General features: G+C 70.6%; 22 protein-coding genes. 14 read left to right on the top strand and 8 right to left on the bottom strand.

What is annotated here, in order from left to right; genetic code table 11:
* Positions 1–337: 337 nt before the first annotated feature.
* The 5 genes from FKV25_RS16580 to FKV25_RS08195 all read right to left on the bottom strand — a co-directional run bounded on the left by FKV25_RS16580 (position 338) and on the right by FKV25_RS08195 (position 5,010).
* Positions 338–460 (bottom strand): hypothetical protein, encoded by a 123-nt coding sequence (locus tag FKV25_RS16580; protein WP_281286218.1) that lies wholly within the window; start codon positions 458–460, stop codon positions 338–340.
* A gap of 424 nt (positions 461–884) precedes the next feature.
* A complete protein-coding gene (locus FKV25_RS08210) occupies positions 885–2,111 on the bottom strand; it encodes an MgtC/SapB family protein (protein ID WP_141518309.1) in 1,227 nt (408 codons plus the stop codon).
* 329 nt (positions 2,112–2,440) lie between these two features.
* Positions 2,441–2,944: a transcription elongation factor GreB gene (gene greB, locus FKV25_RS08205; protein WP_141518308.1), complete on the bottom strand. Its 504-nt coding sequence runs from the start codon at positions 2,942–2,944 to the stop codon at positions 2,441–2,443.
* A 12-nt stretch (positions 2,945–2,956) separates the two neighbouring features.
* The gene (locus FKV25_RS08200) at positions 2,957–3,460 is read right to left on the bottom strand and encodes a copper resistance protein NlpE (protein WP_170218590.1); all 504 of its coding nucleotides are present in this window, start codon (positions 3,458–3,460) and stop codon (positions 2,957–2,959) included.
* A gap of 23 nt (positions 3,461–3,483) precedes the next feature.
* On the bottom strand, positions 3,484–5,010 hold the full coding sequence (locus tag FKV25_RS08195; RefSeq protein ID WP_141518306.1) for a helicase HerA-like domain-containing protein: 1,527 nt from the start codon (positions 5,008–5,010) through the stop codon (positions 3,484–3,486).
* Positions 5,011–5,177: 167 nt separating this feature from the next.
* Between FKV25_RS08195 and FKV25_RS08190 the strand changes: the two genes are divergently transcribed.
* Positions 5,178–6,707 (top strand): transglycosylase SLT domain-containing protein, encoded by a 1,530-nt coding sequence (locus FKV25_RS08190; protein WP_141518305.1) that lies wholly within the window; start codon positions 5,178–5,180, stop codon positions 6,705–6,707.
* A 63-nt stretch (positions 6,708–6,770) separates the two neighbouring features.
* On the opposite strand, the gene asd is transcribed toward FKV25_RS08190, so the two are convergent.
* Positions 6,771–7,616, bottom strand: coding sequence for an archaetidylserine decarboxylase (gene asd, locus FKV25_RS08185; protein WP_141518304.1), 846 nt, complete (start codon positions 7,614–7,616; stop codon positions 6,771–6,773).
* Complete coding sequence (locus FKV25_RS08180; RefSeq protein ID WP_141518303.1) at positions 7,613–8,263, bottom strand: SCO family protein; 651 nt, start codon at positions 8,261–8,263, stop codon at positions 7,613–7,615. Before FKV25_RS08180 ends, asd begins: the two co-directional genes overlap by 4 nt.
* A gap of 97 nt (positions 8,264–8,360) precedes the next feature.
* Between FKV25_RS08180 and prmB the strand changes: the two genes are divergently transcribed.
* From prmB to FKV25_RS08125, 11 genes are all read left to right on the top strand, one after another.
* Positions 8,361–9,299, top strand: coding sequence for a 50S ribosomal protein L3 N(5)-glutamine methyltransferase (gene prmB / locus FKV25_RS08175; protein ID WP_141518302.1), 939 nt, complete (start codon positions 8,361–8,363; stop codon positions 9,297–9,299).
* Between the two features lie 12 nt (positions 9,300–9,311).
* Positions 9,312–10,430, top strand: a complete 1,119-nt coding sequence (gene aroC / locus FKV25_RS08170) for a chorismate synthase (RefSeq protein WP_141518301.1) — start codon at positions 9,312–9,314, stop codon at positions 10,428–10,430.
* Between the two features lie 159 nt (positions 10,431–10,589).
* Positions 10,590–11,606 (top strand): aspartate-semialdehyde dehydrogenase, encoded by a 1,017-nt coding sequence (locus FKV25_RS08165; protein ID WP_141518300.1) that lies wholly within the window; start codon positions 10,590–10,592, stop codon positions 11,604–11,606.
* A 75-nt stretch (positions 11,607–11,681) separates the two neighbouring features.
* The gene (locus FKV25_RS08160; RefSeq protein WP_141518299.1) at positions 11,682–13,628 is read left to right on the top strand and encodes a FimV/HubP family polar landmark protein; all 1,947 of its coding nucleotides are present in this window, start codon (positions 11,682–11,684) and stop codon (positions 13,626–13,628) included.
* 66 nt (positions 13,629–13,694) lie between these two features.
* Positions 13,695–14,483, top strand: coding sequence for a tRNA pseudouridine(38-40) synthase TruA (gene truA / locus FKV25_RS08155; protein WP_141518310.1), 789 nt, complete (start codon positions 13,695–13,697; stop codon positions 14,481–14,483).
* Positions 14,484–14,496: 13 nt separating this feature from the next.
* Positions 14,497–15,156, top strand: a complete 660-nt coding sequence (locus tag FKV25_RS08150; RefSeq protein WP_141518298.1) for a phosphoribosylanthranilate isomerase — start codon at positions 14,497–14,499, stop codon at positions 15,154–15,156.
* Positions 15,157–15,270: 114 nt separating this feature from the next.
* On the top strand, positions 15,271–16,488 hold the full coding sequence (gene trpB / locus FKV25_RS08145) for a tryptophan synthase subunit beta (protein WP_141518297.1): 1,218 nt from the start codon (positions 15,271–15,273) through the stop codon (positions 16,486–16,488).
* Positions 16,485–17,294 (top strand): tryptophan synthase subunit alpha, encoded by an 810-nt coding sequence (gene trpA, locus FKV25_RS08140; RefSeq protein WP_141518296.1) that lies wholly within the window; start codon positions 16,485–16,487, stop codon positions 17,292–17,294. Before trpB ends, trpA begins: the two co-directional genes overlap by 4 nt.
* Before the next feature lie 92 nt (positions 17,295–17,386).
* Positions 17,387–18,274, top strand: a complete 888-nt coding sequence (accD, locus tag FKV25_RS08135) for an acetyl-CoA carboxylase, carboxyltransferase subunit beta (protein WP_141518295.1) — start codon at positions 17,387–17,389, stop codon at positions 18,272–18,274.
* 67 nt (positions 18,275–18,341) lie between these two features.
* Positions 18,342–19,691 (top strand): phosphoglucosamine mutase, encoded by a 1,350-nt coding sequence (gene glmM, locus FKV25_RS08130; RefSeq protein ID WP_141518294.1) that lies wholly within the window; start codon positions 18,342–18,344, stop codon positions 19,689–19,691.
* A gap of 53 nt (positions 19,692–19,744) precedes the next feature.
* Positions 19,745–20,701: an isopenicillin N synthase family dioxygenase gene (locus FKV25_RS08125; protein WP_141518293.1), complete on the top strand. Its 957-nt coding sequence runs from the start codon at positions 19,745–19,747 to the stop codon at positions 20,699–20,701.
* Here the strand turns inward: FKV25_RS08125 and FKV25_RS08120 are convergent.
* Positions 20,688–21,269: a DNA-deoxyinosine glycosylase gene (locus FKV25_RS08120; RefSeq protein WP_141518292.1), complete on the bottom strand. Its 582-nt coding sequence runs from the start codon at positions 21,267–21,269 to the stop codon at positions 20,688–20,690. The genes FKV25_RS08125 and FKV25_RS08120 overlap by 14 nt on opposite strands.
* A 94-nt stretch (positions 21,270–21,363) precedes the next feature.
* On the opposite strand from FKV25_RS08120, the gene tpiA reads away from it, so the two are divergent.
* Both tpiA and secG read left to right on the top strand, forming a co-directional pair.
* Complete coding sequence (tpiA, locus tag FKV25_RS08115) at positions 21,364–22,119, top strand: triose-phosphate isomerase (RefSeq protein WP_141518291.1); 756 nt, start codon at positions 21,364–21,366, stop codon at positions 22,117–22,119.
* A 22-nt stretch (positions 22,120–22,141) separates the two neighbouring features.
* Positions 22,142–22,489, top strand: a 348-nt coding sequence (gene secG, locus FKV25_RS08110) for a preprotein translocase subunit SecG (RefSeq protein ID WP_141518290.1), incomplete at its 3' end; no start/stop codon positions are given.

Below are 22,489 nucleotides of genomic sequence, written 5' to 3'. Positions count from 1 at the left end.
TGCGAGTCCCTTTTGTCTTGTCAAAAGGAACCAAAACCGCCGGCTCCATCGGCCGCCGGTCCGGCTTCGCCGCACCGGTTCCCTGTGCGCCTCGGTCGTGGCGGCACGGCGCCCAAACTCGCTTCGCTCAAACAAGGGCGCCTCTTCGACCGCCACGGCCTGCGGTGCTCGGTGGCCTCAAAGTCGCAAAGATCAAGATCAAGATCAACGGCAACGGCAACGGCAACGGCAACGGCAACGGCAACGGCAACGGCACCGCTCCAAGTAGCCCGGGTAAGCGAAGCGCACCCGGGGACCCGGGGGCCGTCCCATCCTCGATGCGCGCCGCCATCCCGACTCACGCCATCGACAGGGCCAGGGCGACGGCGGCGGTCGCCATCGCGGCCAGGCCGGCGGCGATCTGCAGGACCGTAGGGTGGGTAGAGCCGAAGGCGAAACCCACCGCCGTGCTCGCATGCACGATGAATGATGGGTTTTGCTTCGCGCAACCCATCCTACGGTGATGCGCCACCACGCCTCGTCATCCCAGCGAACGCCGGGGTGAGGCGGACCGCTTGCGCGGCACTGCCGCGCGGTCTGGGCGAACGCCCAGCGCGCTGCGCTGGGCCGGGGAGAACTGCCGAGCCTTGCCAAAGGCTGGCCCCCATCGTTCTCTGGAACGACGGTTTGTGGCTCCGGCGAATGGATTTGGCCGCAGCGTCGCCGCAGGGTGGGTCGAGCCCAATACCCACCATCGCGCTTGGACACGGCGCACGATCGGGTGGAATCCCCAGACAAGGTCAAAGGCTTTCGTCCGCTGCGCCTGCGCTGGCAGCCACGTAGCCCGGTCAAGCGAAGCGCAACCGGGGCCGCGTCCCATCGCCGAGGCGCGCAGATACTCCGACTCATGCCATCGACAGCGCTATCGCCACTCCCGCGGTCGCCATCACGGCCAGTCCCGCGGCGACCTGCACGGCGTAGCGCCGGGTGCCACTGGCGAAGGCGATCACGCTCTTGGCCACGCCCGCCGATACCAGCAGCGCGGCAAGGCCGATTCGCCCACGGCCCATTTCCAGCTCGCCGCCGCCGGCCAGCTGCGCGATGCTCGCCGCAGCCGGATGCAACTCCGCCAGCGCGACCAGCATGGCCGCGACCATGGCCCCGGCATCGCCGAACAGTCGGTTCAGGCCGGCCGACGCCAACAGCACCGCGCTGAACACCAGGCCGAGCAACAGCGCATGGCCGACATGGAACGCCGGCGCTTCGGCGGGCGGCGTGCCCGCTGCGCCGCCCGGGTCGCGCAGGCCCGGCAGCGCCGCCACCGTCACGACCAGGCCGGCGACGGCAAGAGGCCACGCGCTGGCGCGCAACAGGGCGGGCGAAGTCGCGCCCACGATTGCCGCCAGCAGCAGCAGGGAGGCCAGGTTGGCCAGCAGCGCCGCGGACGCCGCCGACGCGGAGCGGGCGGGTGTCTGGCGGGCCTGTTGGCCGAAGCTGGCGACGGCGGCGGTCGAAGACGCGAAGCCGGACAGGAAGCCCGCCAGCGGCAAGCCCCAGCGTGCGCCGACCAGCCGAAGGGCGAGATGCCCCAGCAGGCCGACGCCCATGACCAGGACGACGAGGCGCCAGATCACCGACGGCACCAGCACGCCCCAGGGGTCCACCGGCCGATCGGGCAGCAGGGGCAGCACGACCAGTGCGGCGGCCGCGAGCATCAGGCCGTCCTGCACCTCGCGCTCGGCCAGCCAGCGCCGGGCAAAGCCCTGCAACGGCGCCTTGGCGAACAACAGCCCGGCCACCACCACCGCGAGTCCAGCGGCCCAGGTCGGGGCCGACTGCGCCAGCGCGGCGAGAAGGGGCGTGGTCAGCAGGGTCACCTCACCGGTCAGGCCGGGATCGTGCGCGCGGCTTTGCCGATATCCGGCCACGGCGAGCGCGCCCACCCCGAGCATCAGGGCGGCCAGCACCCAGGGGCCGAACGCAATGGCGACCGCCGCGGCGATCGCGATGAGGGCGTGGGTCCGGATGCCGGCCTGGGCGACCGCGCCATGGTCCGCATGTCGCTCGCGGACGAGCCCGATCAGCAGGCCGATCGCGGCGGCCGTGGTGATGCCCTGCAGGCCGATCTCCATGACGGTTCCGGATGCCTCGCGCTGTCGATGCGGCTAGGGTCGCACGCCGTGGGCCGCATTGGCATGGGGCGGGCCTGAACCCCCGGTGTCGTAGGGGAATCCCCTAGAGCGCTATCGGGGAAACCCTGATGCCCGCAGGCGGCTCCGGGGGCGTATCGTGGACCACACAGCGCGTGGGACGGTTCGATGCGGCGGGTGACCCGAAGAACCCGCCGTCCAATGCATGGCACCTCGTCGGTGGGACCGGGTCCCCGACGCGCTCGAAAGGCGGGGATATCGCTATCCCCGCCTTTCTCGTTCCCGGGGTCCGCCGCTGGCGGGGGAGCGTCTCAGCGACCGTAGTCGACGTCCACGATGACGAAGCGCGCGGGGCCGGTCGGCAGGCTGGCCTCGAACTCGTCGTCGAGCTGCTTCTTCAGCATGGCCCGGGCCAGGGGCGAATCGATGCTGATCCAGCCGCGAGGGGCGTCGGTTTCGTCCGGACCGACGATCCGGTAGCGCCGGCACTCGCCGTCGTCGACCCGCTCCACCTCGACGCTGGCGCCGAAGAACACCGCGCGCGGGTCCGCCGGGCGGCCCTCGACCACTTTCAGCGCTGGCACCCGCTTGCTGAGATAGCGCACGCGCCTGTCGATCTCGCTGAGCTGCTTCTTGCGGTAGGTGTATTCGGCGTTCTCCGAACGGTCGCCTTCGGCCGCCGCGGCGGCCAGGGCCTGCACGACCTCGGGCCGTTTGACGCGCCACAATTCGTCGAGCTCGCGCTTGAGGCGATCGTGCCCCTCGCGGGTGATCAACGCGGTGCTCTTTTCCGGAGGCGGTCGCCAGCGGCCCATCGCGCCGGCGCCTCAGGCCGGGTCCGGCGCGCGGACCAGGCTTTGCGCGGGCTCGCTCGAGACCGGCTGGCCTTCACTGTCGAGCAGCCGCAGCTCGTCGGGCGGCGACCACTGGAACAGGCGGTCCTGTTCGTCCTTGGCGTTGGGGTCCAGCCTGACCCGGTCTCCTTCCGCGTTCCAGGTGCCCTCGACGTCGAAGCGGGTGCCGGCTTCGTCGCGATACCGCTCGCTGATCGCGAACGTGCCATCCCCCCGCAGCGCCAGCACGGTATCGATACCCGCGCAGCTGGCACAGGGCAGGGTGCCCTGGAAACGGCCGGCCAGCGCCTTGGTGTCGAGCTCGGTGGCGGGCGCGGCGTCGGCGGGCGTGACCTCGTGAAGCACCGCCGCGGGGGTCTGTTCCGGGTCGGTGTCAGTGGACGTCGTCGATTGCGCGGCATCCTCGCCCCGCTGGCACGCGGCCAGGGCCAGCGCGAGGAGGATGGGGGCGATGAAAGAGCGGTGCATGGCGGGCATCGGGAGGTTCCTGTGCATGGGGGTCAGCGCTTGCGGCCGAACAGGCCGCCGAGCAGGCCGCGTACGATCTGCTGGCCAATGCGGTTGCCGACGGTACGTGCGGTCTGCTTGCCCATCGTCTCGAGCATGCCCTGGCGGCGCTTGGTGCCGAACACCGCGTCCTTGACCGCCTGGCCAAAGCCGCCGTCCTCGGCGTCGTCCTGTTCGCGCGTGCGCGCGGGCGGCGCTTCCACTTCGCGGGCAGCCGTTTCCGCCTTGGTGGCTAGCATTTCGGCCGCCGATTCGCGATCGATCGCGGTGTCGTATTTCATGCCCACCGGGCTCGTCGCCCGGACCGCGGCGCGCTCGGCACCTGTGATCGCGCCCATCCGGCAGCGCGGCGGCGCCACCAGCGTGTGCTCGACGGGCATCGGGATGCCCTTGTCCTGCAAGGTGGACACCAGTGCCTCGCCGGTGCCGAGGCGGGAGATGGTGTCGGAGACGTCCAGCGCCGGATTGGCGACGAAGGTCTCCGCCGCGGTACGGACCGCTTTCTGGTCGCGCGGCGTATAGGCGCGCAGGGCGTGCTGGAAGCGGTTGCCGAGCTGGCCGAGGATCTCGTCGGGGACGTCGTCGGGGAACTGGGAGCAGAAGTACACGCCCACGCCCTTGGAACGGATGATCCGCACCACCTGCTCGACCCGCTGGCGCAGGGCCGCCGGCGCGTCGTCGAACAGCAGGTGGGCCTCGTCGAACACGAACACCAGCCGGGGCTTGTCCAGGTCGCCGACCTCGGGCAACTGCTCGAACAGCTCCGACAGCAGCCACAGCAGGAAGCTCGAATACAGGCGTGGCTTGAGCACCAGGGTGTCGGCCGCCAGCAGGTTGATCACGCCGCGGCCGTCGGGCGTGGTGCGCATCAGGTCGGCCAGGTCGAGTGCCGGCTCGCCGAAGAACATGTTGGCGCCTTCGCCCTCCAGCCGCAGCAGGGCCCGCTGGATCGCGCCGATCGAGGGGGTGGTCACCAGGCCGTACTTCGTGGAGATGTCCTTGCGTTCGGCGGCGACGAGGTTGAGCAGGGCGCGCAGGTCCTCCAGGTCGAGCAGCAGCAGGCCGCGGTCATCGGCGAGGCGGAAGACGATCTCCAGGATCCCGGACTGGGTGTCGTTGAGTTCCAGGATACGGGCGAGCAGGGTGGGGCCCATCTCGCTGACGGTCGTGCGCACCGGATGGCCCAGCTTGCCGAACAGGTCCCAGAACACCGTGGGGCTGCCTTCGCTGGCGTAGCCATCGATGCCGATCTGGTCGATCCGGGCCTGCAGCTTGTCGTTCATGGAGCCGGCGACCGCGAGTCCGGCGATGTCGCCCTTCACGTCGGCCATGAACACCGGCACGCCGATGCGCGAGAACCCCTCGGCGAGCACCATCAGGGTCACCGACTTGCCGGTGCCGGTGGCGCCCGCCACCAGGCCATGGCGGTTGCCCAGGTGCGGTTGCAGCACCACGTGTCCGGCGCTCGCGGCCAGCGCGTCGGGCGAAGTGATGGCCTTGCCGATGAGGATGGGATCCATGCGCCGCTCCATTCAGGTCAGGCACGATTCTAGTGGCAAGCCGGGCCGCGCCGCAGCCTCGTCGACGCCGCGCGTGCGCCCGTTTCCGTGACCGGCGTCAGCCCTGTTGTGGGATGCCCCGCGCAGGCGATACCCTGCGGCATCACCTTGGCTTCATGTTGCTTTCCATGCCTGTATTTGCTCGCGTATCGCCGCTGGCACTCGGCCTGTCGTGCCCGCTGGCCCTGCTGTTGTCCTGGGCTCCATTCGATGCGTCGGCGCTGTCGCGGCGCGACCAGGCCGCCGTCGACGTCCTCAACCAGCGCATGGCCGCGGCCGAGGCGCAGTATCGCGAGGGACTGGTCAAGACCGCCAATGCCGATCCGGAAGGCGTGAAGATGGGCGACGCCGCGCTGGAGGACATGGAGGACGTCCTGGCCGCCTGCGTCAAGCAGCGAGGCTGCTCGCCGACCACGCTGCTGGCGACCTACAAGCGCCTGCTCAAGCACGACCTCGACGACGCCGACCCGTTCGCCGACGCGGTCGACCCCAGCGACGTCGATCCCGACCACGTGGACCTGGCCGAGGGCGAGTCCGATCCGCTGGCGGCCGACGTGCCCGAGGCCGCGCGCGCCGCGGCGTTGCTCAACGACCGCCGCCACCGCTTCGACGACATGGTCAAGTACAACCCGGCGGTGCAGGCCGGCATCCGCCGCTGGCTGACCGACATGCGGCCGTCGCTGATGAACAGCTACGAGAACTACCAGTACCTGCGCCACCTGATGTGGCCGCAATACGAGCGCGCGGGCCTGCCCGAAGCGCTGTTGTTCGGAATCATGGCCAAGGAATCCAACGGCAAGGTCCACGCGCGTTCGCGCGCCGGGGCCGCGGGCCCGATGCAGTTCATGTACGCCACCGGCAAGCGTTTTGGCCTGGGCGAGGACAGCACCGGCTTCGACACCCGCTACGACCCCTATTCGGCCTCGCAGGCCAGCGTGGGCTACCTCAACGAGCGCATGCGGGAACTCAACAGCAACATCGAGATGGCGCTTGCGGCCTACAACGGTGGCGAGGGACGCGCGCGGCGCGTCCACCGCGAGCACCTGGGCAAGGATTTCTGGGACGAGTCGGTCTACAACGAGTTCCCGGCCGAGACCCGCGACTACGTGCCGATGGTGATCGCCGCGGCCTGGCTGTTCCTGCATCCCAAGCAGTACGGCATCGAATTCCCCAAGGTCGACGCGCGCCGGGCGACGCTGGTGCTCGAACAGCCGGCGTCGATCTACGAGCTGACCATCTGCCTGGGCAATGGCGGCACGCGCGACGGCTACATGCGCGTGCTTCGCAACCTCAATCCCCGTTACCAGGCCGACAGCCTGCTGCCCGCGGGCACGCGGCTGGATGCCACCACGCGCATGGTCGGGCTGTACAACCGCTGGTGCACGCGCGGCGCCCGTGCCGAACTGGCGCGGACGCTGGTGTCGAGCGATCCGGACTCGGCCATCGTGCGCAGCCGGCCGGCGCTCACCCCCGCGGCCCCGGTCCCGGTGGCGGGCACGCCGCGCGAATACCGGGTCAAGGCCGGCGAGACGCTGACCTCGATCGCCCGCAAGTTCCAGTGCGGGACCGGCCAGCTGGCGCGCGCCAACAATATCTCCGCGCCGCGCTACACCATCCGTCCCGGACAGCGGCTGAGCCTGGAGGGCTGCCAGAACTGACCGCTCGCGCCGGCCCGGCCGGCGCCCGACCGGCCCGGGCGCAGTTCTTCCGCTGGCCCGGCCTCAGTCGCGCGTGGCCAGGCGCTGGCCCAGGCGGACCGCGCTTTCGGCCTGCAGGCCGGGGGCGAGCGTGGCCACCCCGGGCGGCAGCAGGACGATCACGGTGGAGCCGTAGTTGAAGCGCGCCATCTCCTCGAAGCGTTGCAGGCGGATCGCCTCGCCACGGTAGTCCTTGCGCGTGATCCGGTCGCCGTACTCGGGGATCTCCTCGCCGCTCCACACGGTTTCCACCCCCGAGACCAGCAACGCGCCGACCATGACCGAGGCCATGGGGCCGAAATCGGTGTCGAACAGGCAGGCCAGGCGTTCATTGCGGGCGAACAGGCGCGGTACCCGCCGCACGGCATCGGGACCCACGCTGAAGAGCCGGCCGGGGACGTGCACGGTTTCGCGCAGGGTGCCCGTCCAGGGCATGTGCACGCGGTGGTAGTCGCGCGGCGACAGGTAGACCGTGGCGAAGACCCCGCCATGGAAGGGGGCGGCGAGGGCGGCGTCGCCCAGCAGCTCGGCGGCGGTGAATGACTGGCCCTTGGCCTGGAAGATGCGTCCGTCGCCCTCGATCGCGCCGCACTGGCTGATGCGGCCGTCGGCCGGCATCAGGAACGCGCGCGGATCCGGGTCGGCGACGCGCGCGCCGGGCTTCAGCGCGCGGGTGAAGAAGCTGTTGAAGGTCGGGTACGCGGTGGGATCGGCTTGCGCCGCCTCCGACAGGTCGACGCCGAAGCGGCGCGTGACCGTGTCGATCAGCCATTGCTTGGTCCGCACGTTGTCGGAATACGCCAGCGACCGTGCCATCGACGAGAGCAGGCGGTGGGGCAGGGCATGGGTCAGCGTGGTCAGCAGGCTCATGGCGCGCCCGCCGCGGTGAGGGCCTGGAGGTCGGCGGCGATCTTCATCGGCTCGAAGGGCGGACGCACCAGTCCGGCCATGCGCCCCTGCGGGTCGAGCACGGCGATGGTCGCGCTGTGGTTGATCGTGTACTGGTCGGCCGGATAGCCCTCCGGCGGCGGTGCCTTGGAGAACACCATGCTCAGCGAGGTGGCGAAGGCCTCGACGGCCGGCAGGCTGCCGGTCGCGGCCAGGGTGTCCTTGTGGAAGGCGTGCGCGTACTGGCCGATAAGCTCCGGCGTGTCGCGCTCAGGGTCGACCGAGAGGAACAGCACCCGCGGGCGGGTGGCCTCCGGGGTCGCCTCCCAGGCCTTCTGCGCGCGCGCCAGTTCGGCCAGGGTGGTGGGGCAGATGTCGGGGCAATGGGTGAAACCGAGGAACACGAGGGTCCAGTGCCCCTGCAACTCGGCCGGCTCCAGCGGCGTGCCGTCGGACTGGGCAAGCGCGAAGGCAGGCAGTTCGCGGGCCGGCTCGAACAGGCGCACCGCCTGCAGGGCGGGCGCTTCGGCCGAAGCCGTCACGGGGCCGAAATGGTGGGTGGAGGCCCACAGGCCCAGGCCGGCGGCCAGCGCGGCGACGAGGATATAAACAGTTGTGCGGTTGAACATGAGCGTTCCGAATGAGGCGCGGACGAATCATACCGGCCACGCGCGTCCGGCGACGGCTATAATCGCCGGTCATCCCCCGACCCGCCGTGAACATGCCATGAGCGCTGCCCCGCTGACCGCCGACTTCGAACAGGTCACGATCGTCGACCTGATCCGTCATGGCGGCAGCCTGTTCGCCGACGCGGGCCTGACCTTCGGGCACAGCTACGACAATGCCCTCGACGAGGCCACGCAGCTGGTCCTGCACGCCCTGCACATGCCGCACGACCTCAGCCCGGTCTATGGCCAGTCGCGCGTCACCACGCAGGAAAAGGCGCGGGTCCTGGCCCTGTTCGAGCGCCGCATCCGCGAGCGCGTGCCGGCGGCCTACCTGACCGGCGAGGCCTGGTTCGCGGGCCTGAGCTTCAAGTCCGACCCCCGCGCACTGGTGCCGCGCTCGCCGATCGCCGAACTGATCGAAACCGGCTTCGAGCCCTGGCTGGGCGGGCGCGAGGTCCATCGCGTGCTCGACCTGTGCACCGGTTCGGGCTGCATCGCCATCGCCACCGGCCACCACCACCCCAACTGGGAGGTGCACGGCATCGACATCAGCGACGACGCCCTGGCGCTCGCGGCCGAGAACAAGGCGCGCCTGCACGCCGACAACGTCGAGTTCCTGAAGTCCGACCTGTTCGCCGCGCTCGAGGGCGAGGTCTACGACCTGATCGTGACCAACCCGCCCTACGTCACCCACGACGAGACCGACGCGCTGCCGGAGGAGTACGCCCACGAGCCCGAGCTCGGCCTGCGTGCCGGCGACGACGGCCTGGACCTCGCGCTGCGGATCATGCGCGATGCGCCGGCCCACCTGGGCGAGCACGGCCTGCTGGTCTGCGAGGTTGGCGAGGCCGAACACGCCCTGGTCGCGCTGCTGCCGGAACTGCCCATGGCCTGGGTCGAGTTCAAGGTCGGCCAGATGGGCATCTTCGTGGTCGAGCGGCAGGACCTGGTCGAGCACCACGACCGGATCCGCGCGCTGGCCGACGCGCGCGGCTGACGGGCGACGGCGATGTCCGACAACAGCTTCGGCCGGCTGCTGCGCGTCACCACCTTCGGCGAGAGCCATGGGCCGGCGATCGGCTGCGTGGTCGATGGCTGCCCCCCCGGGATCGCCCTGGCGGCCGACGACTTCCGACGCGACCTGGACCGCCGCGCGACCGGCAAGACCCGCCACACCTCGGCCCGCCGCGAGGCCGACGAGATCGAGATCCTTTCGGGCGTCTACGAAGGCGTGACCACCGGGACGCCCATCGGCCTGCTGATCCGCAACACCGACGCGCGCAGCCGCGACTACGGCAGCATCGTCGAGCAGTTCCGTCCCGGCCATGCGGACTACACCTACTGGCAGAAGTACGGCATCCGCGATCCGCGCGGCGGCGGGCGCTCGTCCGCTCGCGAGACCACCATGCGGGTCGCGGCAGGGGTGATCGCCCGCAAGTGGCTGGCCGACCGCCACGGCATCGAGGTCCAGGGCTTCCTCTCGCAGCTTGGGGAGATACACCCGACCGGCATCGACCTGTCGGTGGTCGAAGGCAACCCCTTCTTCTGGCCCGATGCCGGCCAGGTGGCCGAGCTCGAGGCCTACATGGACGCCCTGCGCAAGTCCGGTGATTCGGTGGGTGCGCGGGTCGACGTGGTCGCCCGCGGCGTTCCGCCCGGTTGGGGCGAGCCGGTGTACGGCAAGCTCGACGGCGAGCTGGCCGCGGCCCTGATGAGCATCAACGCGGTGAAGGGCGTCGAGGTCGGCGACGGCTTCGAGTCGGTGGCCCAGAAGGGCAGCGAGCACCGCGACCGGATGACGCCCGAAGGCTTCATCTCCAACCATGCCGGCGGCGTGCTCGGCGGGATCAGCACCGGCCAGGACCTGCGCTGCTCGGTGGCGTTCAAGCCCACCTCCAGCCTGCGGCTGCCGGTCGATGGCGTCGACGTCCGCGGCGACGTCGTCGAAGTGGTGACCACCGGTCGACACGATCCCTGCGTGGGCATCCGCGCGATCCCCATCTGCGAGGCCATGGTGGCCCTGGTGCTGATGGACCAGGCGCTGCGCCATCGCGCCCAGTGCGGCGACGTGGGCGCGGTCGCGCCGCGCATCCCGGGCCATGCCGGCGAGGCGGACGACAAACGATAGCGGCCAGCCGACAGGCGCCTCCGCCCCCGGGCGCGGAGGCCCGCCGTTCCGGCTGCGCCGCATGGAGACGACGGCCCGGACGCCCCTTCCATCGGCAGGGCGGCACGCGCGGCGCGCGGCCAGCCTGCCCACCCGAAACGAATCCAAGGAACACCAGTCATGAGCAAGAAGGTAAACGTCGCGGTCGTCGGAGCCACCGGTGCGGTGGGCGAGACGATGCTGGCCATCCTCGCCGAGCGGCGCTTCCCCGTCGGCGAGCTGTACCTGCTGGCCAGCGAGCGCTCCGCGGGCGAGAGCATCGATTACCGTGGCGAGGAGTACATCGTCCAGGACCTGGCCACGTTCGACCCCGGCGGCGTCGACATCGCCCTGTTCTCGGCCGGCGGCGACGTCTCGCGTGAATACGCGCCGAAGTTCGCCGCGGCCGGCGCGGTGGTGATCGACAACTCGTCGGCCTTCCGCTACGACGACGACGTGCCGCTGGTGGTGAGCGAGGTGAACCCCGGGCAGGTCGCCAACCGCCCGCGCGGCATCATCGCCAACCCCAACTGTTCCACCATGCAGATGCTGGTCGCACTGGCGCCGCTGCACCGCGAATCGCGCATCGAGCGCATCAACGTCGCCACCTACCAGTCGGTCTCCGGCGGCGGGCGCTCGGCGATGGAGGAACTCGGCCGCCAGACCGGCGCGCTGCTGAACTTCCAGGACCCCAGCCCGGAGCGTTTCCCGGTGCAGATCGCCTTCAACCTGATCCCGCACATCGACGACTTCCAGGACAACGGTTTCACCAAGGAAGAGATGAAGCTGGTCTGGGAGACCCGGAAGATCCTTGGCGACGACGGCATCATGGTCAATCCGACCGCCGTCCGCGTGCCGGTGTTCTACGGCCACTCCGAGGCGGTGGCGATCGAGACCGAACACAGGATCACGCCCGAGCGCGCGCGTGAGATCCTGCGCGCCGCGCCGGGCGTGGAAGTCGTCGACGAGCGCAAGCCCGGCGGCTATCCGACGCCGGTCACGCATGCCTCGGGCAACGATGCGGTATACGTGGGCCGCATCCGCGAGGACCTCTCGCACCCGCGCGGCCTGAACCTCTGGATCGTGTCCGACAACATCCGCAAGGGCGCCGCGCTCAACGCGGTCCAGCTGGCCGAGCTGGTCGTCGCCGAAGGCTGACGACGGACGCCGCCGCATTGCACGGCAAGGGCGGCGGCGGCTAGAGTCGCCCCGGGGAACGAGGAAACGGGATTGATGAAGTCATTCATGCGACATGCGCTGGCACTGCTCCTGCTCGTCGCCAGCGGCTCGGCCGCGGCGCTGGGCCTGGGCGAGATCGTCGTGCATTCCCGGCTTGGCCAGCCCCTGCTGGCCGAGATCCCGATCGTTTCCAGCGACCCGAGCGAGCTCGAGCAACTGCGGGCCGGGCTGGCGTCGCCGGAGACCTTCGCCCGGGTGGGCCTGGAGCCTCCCCGCGGCGTGGTCTCCGACCTGCGCTTCATGGTCGCGCTGGACAATGCGGGTCATCCGGTCATCCGGGTCACCAGCAGCCAGCCTGTCAGCGAGTCGATGCTGACCTTCCTGGTCGAGGTCGACTGGGGCCAGGGGCGCCTGGTGCGCGAGTATTCCGCCTTGCTGGACACGCCGCGGACGGTGTCGGCCCCGGTGCAGCCGGCGATCGACGCACCGGTCGTCTCGCAGCCCAACCTGGTCGAGCGCGGTCCCGAGCCCCTGCCTGTCGAGCCCGGCCCCGAGGCCGGGGCCGAGGGCACGCCCGCGCCGCTGGCCGTGGAAGGCGAGCAGGCCGACGACGCCCCGGTCGCGACCGTGGAGCCCGAGGCCCCGGCGCCCGTCGCCGCGCGTCCGGCGCGCCCGGTCGGCGAGATCAACGGCGACAGCTACCGGGTCCAGGGGGGCGACACCCTTTCGGGCATCGCCAGCCGCATGCGCGGGCTGCGCGGCCTGAGCATGAACCAGACCATGATCGCGCTGCTGCATGCCAATCCCGATGCCTTCATCGACGGCAACGTCAACCGGGTCAAGGCCGGCGCGGTGTTGCGCGTGCCCGGCGTGGACGAGGTATTCACGATCGGGGCGAACGAGGCCAACGCGCTCGTCCGCGAACAGACCCGCCAATGGCGGCAGGGACGCACCGCGGTCCCGCAGCCGGCGGCGGCCGGCAGCGTCGGCGAAACCGCTGCGCCTTCGACGCCTTCCGACTCGGCGGGCGCGGGAACGGCCAGCGCCGACGCGCGCCTTGAAATCGTGCCGGCCGGTGCGGCGGCCAATGCCCAGGCCGGCAACCAGTCCGGTGCCAGCGCCGGGGGCGAGGGCGACGAGTTGCGCCAGGAGACCGAGGCCCGTGAGACCCTGGCCGCGCGCGATGCAGAACTGGCGGAGATGAAATCGCGCCTGGCCGAACTGGAGGCCCTCCAGCAGAAGCAGCAGCAACTGATCGAGCTGAAGGACAGTGAACTGGCGGCCGCGCAGCAGCGCCTTGCCGGGAACGCCAGCACCTCCGAAAGCGCTCGCGGATCGGTGATGCCCTGGATCCTCGCCGGCGCCGGTCTGGTCGTCCTCGGCCTGCTGGCCGGGCTGGCACTGCGTCGAAGGCCCGCCCGAAGCGTGTTCCGGGCGCCCGACACGCCCTCGAACCGGTCTTCGCTGGCCGATGCGTTCCCCGGCGCCAGCGTCGCCGCGACGGCGAGCGCGGGCGGGGTGGACGTGGACGATGCGGTGGATGCCGACGACGAAGATGCCGCCGACATCGACCTCATCGACGAGTTCTTCGATGAAGATCGCGCGGACGCCGACGCAATGGAAACCGACGGCCCCCGCACGGACCGGGACGACGCGCCGGCTCCGGCCGACGCCGCGGCCCCCGTGGCGGTCGATGTGGATGAGGCGGGTGAACTCGACGACGAAGCCCCGGTCACACCCGCCGTCGACGAAGATCCCTGGTCGCCCGCCGGCGCTACCCCGGCTTGGCACACCGGCGACGCGGTTGCGTCCGACGCCATCGACGAGGACGCGGTCCCCGTGGCAGGCGGCGGCGGGGGCAACGAACGCCTTGAGCTGGCGCGTGCGTACATGGCCCTGGGCGACCGCGACAGCGCGCGCCAACTGCTGGCCGAGGTGCGCCTGCATGGCGACCTGGCCGCGCGCCAGCAGGCCATGCAGATGCTGCGCGACCTGGAGTGATCGGGATGGCGGGCCGTGGACGTGGATGAGGCCGGGCGGCCAGCATCGCCCGTCCAGCGGCTGGCGATGGCGGTCGAGTACGACGGCAGCGCGTTCTCCGGCTGGCAACGGCTGACCCGGCCGGGCGAGGAAGGGCGTCGCGACGAGGCGACGGTCCAGGAGGCGGTGGAAGCTGCCCTCGGATTCGTCGCCGGCCAGCCGATTGCGACGGTCTGCGCGGGCCGGACCGACGCTGGCGTGCACGCGCGGGCCCAAGTCATCCACTTCGACAGTCCGGTCGCCCGCGACCCGCGCGGCTGGGTGCTCGGCACGACCACGCGGTTGCCTCCGTCGGTGTGCATCCGATGGTGCGTGCCCGTCGCCGGCGACTTCCATGCCCGCTTCTCCGCGCGCGCGCGCCGTTACCGCTATCGCCTGCTCAATCGTCCGGTGCGCCCCGCGCTGATGCGCGAGTACCTGGTCTGGGAGCGACGGCCCGTGGACGCCAGGGCCATGCACCGCGCCGCCCAGGCGCTGCTCGGCGAGCAGGACTTCTCGGCCTTCCGCACCGTGCACTGCCAGGCGCCGCATGCGCGCCGGAACATGCACGAGATCAGCGTCCACCGCGACGGCGAGGTGATCGATTTCGAACTGCAGGCCAATGCGTTCCTGCACCACCAGGTACGCAACATCGTCGGCAGCCTGCTGGTGGTGGGGCGGGGCGAGAAGCCCGAGGCCTGGATCGCCGAACTGCTGGCCGGTCGGGACCGGACCGTCGCCGGGCCGACCGCGCCGCCGGGTGGGCTGATGTTCCTCAACCCGTTATACCCCCCGGCATGCGGCCTGCCGGCCGAAGTCACCCTGTCCGACGCCTGAGGCCGTGCCCGCGATGGAACGTTCGCACCTGCGTACCCGCATCAAGTTCTGCGGCCTGACCCGCCCAGGCGACGTCCGCCTGGCCTGCGAGCTGGGCGTGGACGCGATCGGTTTCGTCTTCGCCCAGCGCAGCCGCCGCCGCGTCGAGCCGGAGCAGGCGCGCCTGCTTCGCCAGGCCTTGGCCCCCATGGTCAGCGCGGTGGCCCTGTTCATGGACACCCCGGCCGACGACGTCCGGCGCGTGGTCCGCATCGTCGGGCCCCACCTGCTGCAGTTCCACGGCAGCGAGGACGACGCCTGGTGCCGCCAGTTCGGCGTGCCCTACCTGAAGGCCATCGCGATGGGCGGCAGCACCGTGGATCGCGGCGAGGATGCGCTGTTCGGCGCATTCCCGGGAGCGAGCGGCTTCCTGCTCGACAGCCACGCCAGTGGCGAGGCCGGAGGCAGCGGGCATGCCTTCGACTGGGCGACGGTCCCCACCGGCCTGTCGCGCCCGGCCCTGCTGGCCGGGGGACTGTCGCCGGACAACGTGCATGCGGCCATCGAGCAGGTGGCGCCCTGGGGGGTGGACGTGTCCTCGGGCATCGAAAGCGCACCGGGCTTGAAGGACGGCGAGCGGATGCGCCGGTTCGTCGAGGAAGTCCGCCGCGCGGACCTGTCGGTGCGCGGCTGAGTCGCTCGCCGGCGACGGCCGGGGCATCGGCAGCGCGCTTCCGGGCCGTTACACTGTCCAATTACGTCGCAATGCCCCGACGGACGCGACGGCTCGAATGGATCACACGCCACCATGACGCTTGATGCCCCCACCGATTTCCATGCCTTCCCGGATGCCGATGGCCACTTCGGACGATTCGGAGGCCGCTTCGTCGCCGAGACCCTGATCGGTCCGCTGCAGGAACTGGCTGCCGCCTACGACGCCGCGCGGGTCGATCCCGACTTCATCGCCGCCTTCGAGGACGACCTGGCCCATTACGTGGGGCGCCCCAGTCCGATCTACGCTGCCGATCGCCTGAGCCGCGAGGTGGGCGGCGCGCGCATCCTGCTCAAGCGCGAGGACCTCAACCACACCGGCGCGCACAAGATCAACAACACCATCGGCCAGGCCCTGCTGGCCAGCCGCATGGGCAAGACCCGCATCATCGCCGAGACCGGCGCGGGCCAGCATGGCGTGGCGTCGGCCACGGTGGCGGCCCGCCTGGGCCTGGAATGCGTGGTCTACATGGGCGCGACCGACATCGAGCGCCAGAAGATCAACGTCTACCGCATGACCCTGCTCGGCGCGAAGGTGGTGCCGGTCAGCAGCGGTTCGGCGACGCTGAAGGACGCCCTGAACGAAGCGATGCGCGACTGGGTGACCAACGTCCAGGACACCTTCTACATCATCGGCACGGTCGCCGGCCCCGACCCGTATCCGCGCATGGTCCGCGACTTCAACGCCGTGGTCGGCCGCGAGGCGCGTGCGCAGATGCTGGCCGAGTACGGGCGCCTGCCCGACGCGGTGACCGCCTGCGTCGGCGGCGGCAGCAACGCCATCGGCATCTTCCATGCCTTCCTGAACGATCGCGACGTGCGCATCGTCGGCGCAGAGGCGGCCGGCGACGGCATCGACACGCCGCGCCATGCCGCCTCGCTCGCGGCGGGGCGCCCCGGTGTCCTGCATGGCAACCGCACGTACGTGCTGTGCGACGACGATGGCCAGATCACCGAGACCCATTCGGTGTCGGCGGGCCTGGACTATCCCGGCGTCGGTCCCGAGCATGCCTTCCTCAAGGACACCGGGCGTGCCGAGTACGTCGGAATCACCGACGAGGAGGCCATGGCCGCGTTCCACCAGCTGACGCGCAGCGAAGGCATCCTGCCGGCGCTGGAGTCCAGCCACGCGATCGCACAGGCGATCAAGCTGGCGCGTGAACTGCCGAAGGACGCGCTGGTCCTGTGCAACCTCTCCGGTCGCGGCGACAAGGACGTGCACACCATCGCCGCGCGGGAGGGGATCGAACTGTGAGCCGCATCGACCGCAGGTTCGCCGCCCTCAAGGCCGCTGGCCGCAAGGCCCTGGTCCCCTTCGTCACCGCCGGCGATCCCTCGCTGGAAGCCACAGTGCCGGTCATGCGCGCCCTGGTCGAGGCCGGCGCCGACGTGATCGAGCTCGGTGTGCCGTTCTCCGATCCGATGGCCGACGGCCCCACCATCCAGCGCAGCTCCGAGCGCGCGATCGCGCGCGGTGCGGGCCTGTCCTGGGTGCTCGAGGCGGTGCGTGCTTTCCGCGAACATGATGGCGAGACGCCCGTGGTGTTGATGGGCTACCTGAACCCGGTGGAGATCCGCGGTGCCGAGGCCTTCGCCCGTGCCGCGACCGCGGCAGGCGTGGACGGCGTGCTCCTGGTCGACCTGCCCCCGGAAGAGGCCGCGGATTTCCGCGCCGGGTTCCGGCCGCACGGGCTCCAGCTCGTCCTGCTGGCCTCGCCGACCACCTCGCCGGGGCGGATCGGCCAGCTCTGCGCGGAGGGCGAAGGCTATCTGTACTACGTCAGCTACGCGGGCGTGACCGGCGCCGACCGCCTGGACACCAGTGCGGCCAACGACCGCCTGCACAGCATCATGGCGGGCAGCCGGGTGCCGGTGGTGGCCGGATTCGGCATCAAGGACGCCGCCAGCGCCGCCGCAATGGCCCGCGAAGCCGACGGGGTAGTAGTCGGCAGCGCCCTGGTGTCGGCGCTGGACGGGGCGTCCAGCCCCGACGATGCCGCGGACCGGGCCCGGGCCTTCCTGCGCCCGCTGAGGGCGGCACTGGATACCGTGGCAGGTTGAGGAAGCGCCTGCGCTAAACTGCCGGCCCCGCTTCCAGGCGGGTCGGCATCCATGCCAAGGCCGGCCCACCGCAATACAGGAACATCCAACGCATGTCGTGGCTCAAGAAACTCATGCCCTCCGGCATCCGCACCGAAACCGGCACCGCCAAGCGGCGCAGCGTGCCCGAGGGCCTGTGGGAGAAGTGCGACCAGTGCGGCGCGGTCCTCTACCGCCCCGAGCTGGAGGAAAACCTGGAGGTCTGCCCCAAGTGCGACCACCACATGGCGATCCGCGCCCGCGCGCGCCTGACGGCCCTGTTCGACGCCGGCAGCACCACCGAGATCGCCGCCGAACTGGGCCCCACCGACGTGCTCAAGTTCAAGGACCAGAAGCGCTACGCCGACCGGATCAAGTCCGCGCAGCGTTCCACCGGCGAGCGCGACGCCATGGTCGCCCTGCAGGGCCTGCTCAAGCAGCGGCCGCTGGTCGCCTGCGCGATGGACTTCGCCTACATGGGCGGTTCGATGGGCTCGGTGGTGGGCGAGCGTTTCGCCCGCGCCGCCGAGGCCGCGCTCGAGCAGGGGTGTCCGTTCGTGTGCTTCTCGGCCACCGGCGGCGCGCGCATGCAGGAGAGCCTGTTCTCGCTCATGCAGATGGCCAAGACCTCCGCGGCACTGGCGCGCCTGCGCGCAAAGGGTTTGCCGTTCATCTCCGTGCTCACCCACCCCACGTTCGGCGGCGTTTCGGCCTCGTTCGCGATGCTGGGCGACATCAACATCGCCGAACCCAAGGCGCTGATCGGCTTCGCCGGTCCGCGCGTCATCGAGCAGACCGTGCGCGAGACGCTGCCCGAGGGCTTCCAGCGTTCGGAGTTCCTGCTCGAGCATGGCGCCATCGACCAGATCTGCGACCGGCGCGAGATGCGCGACCGCCTGGCAGACCTGCTGGCCCTGCTGATGCGCCAGCCCGCGCCCGAGGCGGACGTGGACGCCGCATGAACGGTTGGCCGCTCCACGCCGCGGTTGCCGTGACGTGGGGCAACCCAGCTGAAGGAGCCGCTTGAACATGAGTCGAACGTATTTCGGGACCGACGGGATCCGCGGTCGGGTGGGGCAGGGGCCGATCTCGGCGGATTTCGTGCTCAGGCTGGGCAATGCCTACGGCCATGTCCTCAAGCAGGCCTGCCGGGACCACAAGCCGCAGGTGGTGATCGGCAAGGACACGCGCATTTCGAACTACATGTTCGAGGCCGCGCTGGAGGCCGGGCTGGTGGCGGCCGGCGTCGACGTGCAGCTCATGGGGCCGATGCCGACCCCGGCGGTGGCCCATCTGACCCGCTCGCTGCGCGCCGACGGCGGTATCGTCATCTCGGCCTCGCACAACCCGCATTACGACAACGGCATCAAGTTCTTCTCGGCCGATGGCGAGAAGCTCGACGACGCCACCGAGCTTGCCATCGAGGCGGCACTGGACACGCCCTTCCGCACGGTCGAATCGGATCAGCTCGGCAAGGCGGTGCGCACCCGCGGCGCGGTCGCGCGCTACGTGGAGGCCTGCAAGAACTCCGTCCCGCGCGGGTTCGACCTCAAGGGGATGCACATCGTCATGGATTGCGCCCATGGCGCGACCTACGAAATCGGGCCGCTTGTGTTCCGCGAGCTCGGTGCCCGGGTCGATGCGATCGGCGTCGAGCCCAACGGCACCAACATCAACGACGGCGTCGGCTCCACCCACCCCGAGGCGTTGGCCGAACAGGTCCGCGCGCGCGGCGCCGACATCGGCATCGCCTTCGATGGCGATGGCGACCGCGTCCTGCTCGTCGATGAGTCCGGCACCGTCCGCGACGGCGACGACCTGCTGTTCCTGCTGGCGACCGATTGGCGGCAGAACGGGCGGCTGCAGGGGCCCGTCGTCGGTACCCTCATGACCAACTTCGGGCTCGAACAGGCCTTCGAGCAGCGCGGCATCGGCTTCGTGCGCGCCAAGGTCGGCGACCGCTACGTGCACCAGCAACTGATGGCGCACGGTGGCGTGCTCGGCGGCGAGACCTCCGGCCACCTGCTGTGCCTGGACCGGGTCAGCACCGGTGACGGCATCGTCAGCGCCCTGCAGGCGCTGGAGGTCCTCAAGCGCCGTGGCGTCCGCCTGGGCGTGGCCCTCGATGGCTTGCGCAAGGTGCCGCAGAAGACCGTGAACGTCCGCTACGATGCCGGCAAGGCCCAGCCGGTCGAGGCGGCGTCGGTGAAGGCCGCGCTGGCCGAAGCGCAGGCGGCGGTCGCTGGCCGGGGCCGCGCCTTCCTCCGGCCCTCCGGCACCGAGCCGGTCGTGCGCGTCACGGTCGAGGCCGACTCGCCGGAGCTGATGCAGGCCACGCTCGACGCCTTGGCCGCGGCCGTGCGCGCGGCGGCTTCCTGACAACCGTCCGGCACGCGCGTGCCGGCGGTCCCACCCCGCACAAGATGAAGACGATGAGCCAGGCGCAGATCCCCACCCTCGACATCCGCAGGTTCACCCAGCCGGTCAGCGCCGCCGACCGCGCCGCGTTCGTGTCCGAACTCGGCCGGGCCTACGAGGCCTGGGGCTTCGCGGGCATCCGCGGGCACGGGATCGGCGAGGCGCGGATCGAAGCGGCCTACGACGTATTCCAGCGATTCTTCGAGCTGCCCGAGCCGGTCAAGATGAAATACCACCTGCCCGGCACCGGCGGTGCGCGCGGCTACACGCCCTTCGGCGTGGAGACGGCCAAGGACTCCAAGCACCACGACCTCAAGGAGTTCTGGCACGTGGGCAGGGAGATCCCGCGCGATTCGCGTTACGCCCAGTACATGCCGCCCAACCTTTGGCCCGACGAGGTCGCCGGCTTCCGCGAGCACGCCTATGGCCTGTACCAGGCCCTGGATGCGCTGGGCAGCTCGGTCCTGTCGGCCCTCGCGCTGCATATCGGCCTGCCCGAGGACTGGTTCCGCGACAAGACCGACCAGGGCAATTCGATCCTGCGGCCGATCCACTATCCGCCCATCACCAGCGACGACATCCCCAACGTGCGCGCCGGGGCCCACGAGGACATCAACCTGATCACGCTGCTGGTCGGTGCCAGCGCCGCCGGCCTGGAAGTGCGTTCGCGGCGGGGCGAGTGGGTGCCGTTCACCGCCGATGCCGACACCATCGTCGTGAACATCGGCGACATGCTGCAGCGCCTGACCAACCACGTCTATCCGTCCACGACGCACCGCGTGGTCAATCCGCGGGGCGAGGCGGCCCGGAAGCCGCGCTATTCGACGCCCTTCTTCCTGCATCCCAACCCGGACTTCCTGATCGACGTCCTCCCGGGGTGCGTGACGGCGGACAACCCCCGTCGCTACGACGCGCCGATCACCGCTCAGGCGTACCTGGACGAACGCCTGCGCGAGATCAAGCTGAAGTAGGGGGCGGATCGCCCGCGCCGGCGGTGACCGCCACGCCGGCCTCCTGCAGCGCCCGTCGCCATGCCTCGCGCTTGGCCTCGACCCGCTGGGAGGCGTTCGCCGGGCTGGTGGAGGGGAGGCGAAGGAGGCGGCGGCCGTCGCCCGCCCGGCCCGGCAACACCAGTCGCCGGTAGCTGGCCTCGGCCTTCGCGCCATTGAACAGGACGCTGCCGATGCCGGGATGGGCGGCGAAAAGGGCGTCGAAATCGTTTGCCGCGGCGGTCTCGTCACGAATCGCGCTGTCGAGGCTGCCCTCGCGTTCGCAGCGGGCGAGCACGTCCCAGACTGCGATGCCCGAATCGACCAGGCGGCGGGCGCGCAGCGGGTACGGCAGCGAGGGCGCGAAGCCGAGGCAGTCGGCCATGAAAGGCCAGAACAGGTTGCGCGGGTGGGCGTAATAGGCGCGCGCCGCCAGCGAAGCCGCCCCGGGCATGGAGCCCAGCACCAGTACCCGCGGCGCCTTGCCCAGGATGGGCGGGAAGCCGTGCAGGGTCGGTGCGCTGGGGGTCGGGACGTGGGAGGAGGGCATGCACGGGCGATTGTAGCCATCCTTTTCCGGCCCACTGGGGTAGAATGCCGCGCCCCGGCTCCGGCCCGGGCGCCGTCCACCCTCAGGAGTCCCCATGCGTCGCAGGATCGTTGCAGGAAACTGGAAGCTCCACGGCGACCGCAAGTTCGCCTGGGACCTGCTCGACGAGATCGTCGCCGCACCGGTCCCCGCGGGTGTCGAGCGCCTGATCCTGCCGCCGCTGCCGATCCTGGGCGACCTGGTCGACCGCTATGGCGAGCGTGGCCTGGCGTTCGGCTCCCAGGACGTGAGCGCCTACCAGTCAGGCGCCTATACCGGCGAGGTGTCAGCAGCGATGCTGATCGACGTGGGCGCACGTTACGGCCTGGTGGGACATTCCGAGCGTCGCCAGTACCACGGCGAGACCAGCGAATGGGTCGCGCGCAAGTTCATGGCGGCCCGGGAAGCGGGCCTCACCCCCATCCTCTGCATTGGCGAGAGCCTGTCCGAGCGTGAACGCGGGCAGACCGAATGGCGGCTCGAGGAGCAGCTCGGCCCGGTCATCGAGCTGGGCGGCGTCGAGGCCTTCGACGGCGCCATCGTGGCCTACGAGCCCGTCTGGGCGATCGGAACGGGCAAGACCGCCTCCCCGGAACAGGCCCAGCAGGTCCACGCATTCATCCGTAGCGAAATCGCCGCGCGCGATGCTAGAATTGCGGGCTCGCTTCCGATTCTTTACGGCGGAAGCGTGAAGGCCGGCAACGCGGCCGAGCTGTTTGCGCAGCCGGACGTGGATGGCGGCCTGATCGGAGGCGCCTCCCTGGTGGCCGCCGACTTCAACGCCATCGCTTCGGCGGCGGCGCCCCGGTAACGAAACGAGAGTCCTGATTCCGATGCTGTTGATCCTCAACGTCATCTTCGTATTGGTCGCGATCGCGATGATCGCGCTGATCCTGATGCAGCGTGGCGCGGGTGCGCAGGCCGGCTCCGGTTTTGGCGGTGGCGCGTCGGCGACGGTATTCGGCGCGCGCGGCTCCTCCAGCTTCCTCACCAAGGCCACCAAGTGGCTGGCCGTGGCCTTTTTCCTGATCACGTTCTACATGGCCTGGGAGGCCACCCATGGCGCGAGGCTGGCGGATGTCGCCGCCAACGACCTGGGCGTGATGGCCGAAGTCCCGGCCGCGTCGCAGGGCGCGCCGTCCGGATCCGCGCCGGCCACGCCGGGCCTGAGCGCGACCCCG

The sequence above is a fragment of the Marilutibacter aestuarii genome (genome assembly GCF_006546775.1).
Taxonomy (GTDB): Bacteria; Pseudomonadota; Gammaproteobacteria; order Xanthomonadales; family Xanthomonadaceae; genus Marilutibacter; species Marilutibacter aestuarii.
This window is presented reverse-complemented; position numbering and strand designations above follow the sequence as displayed.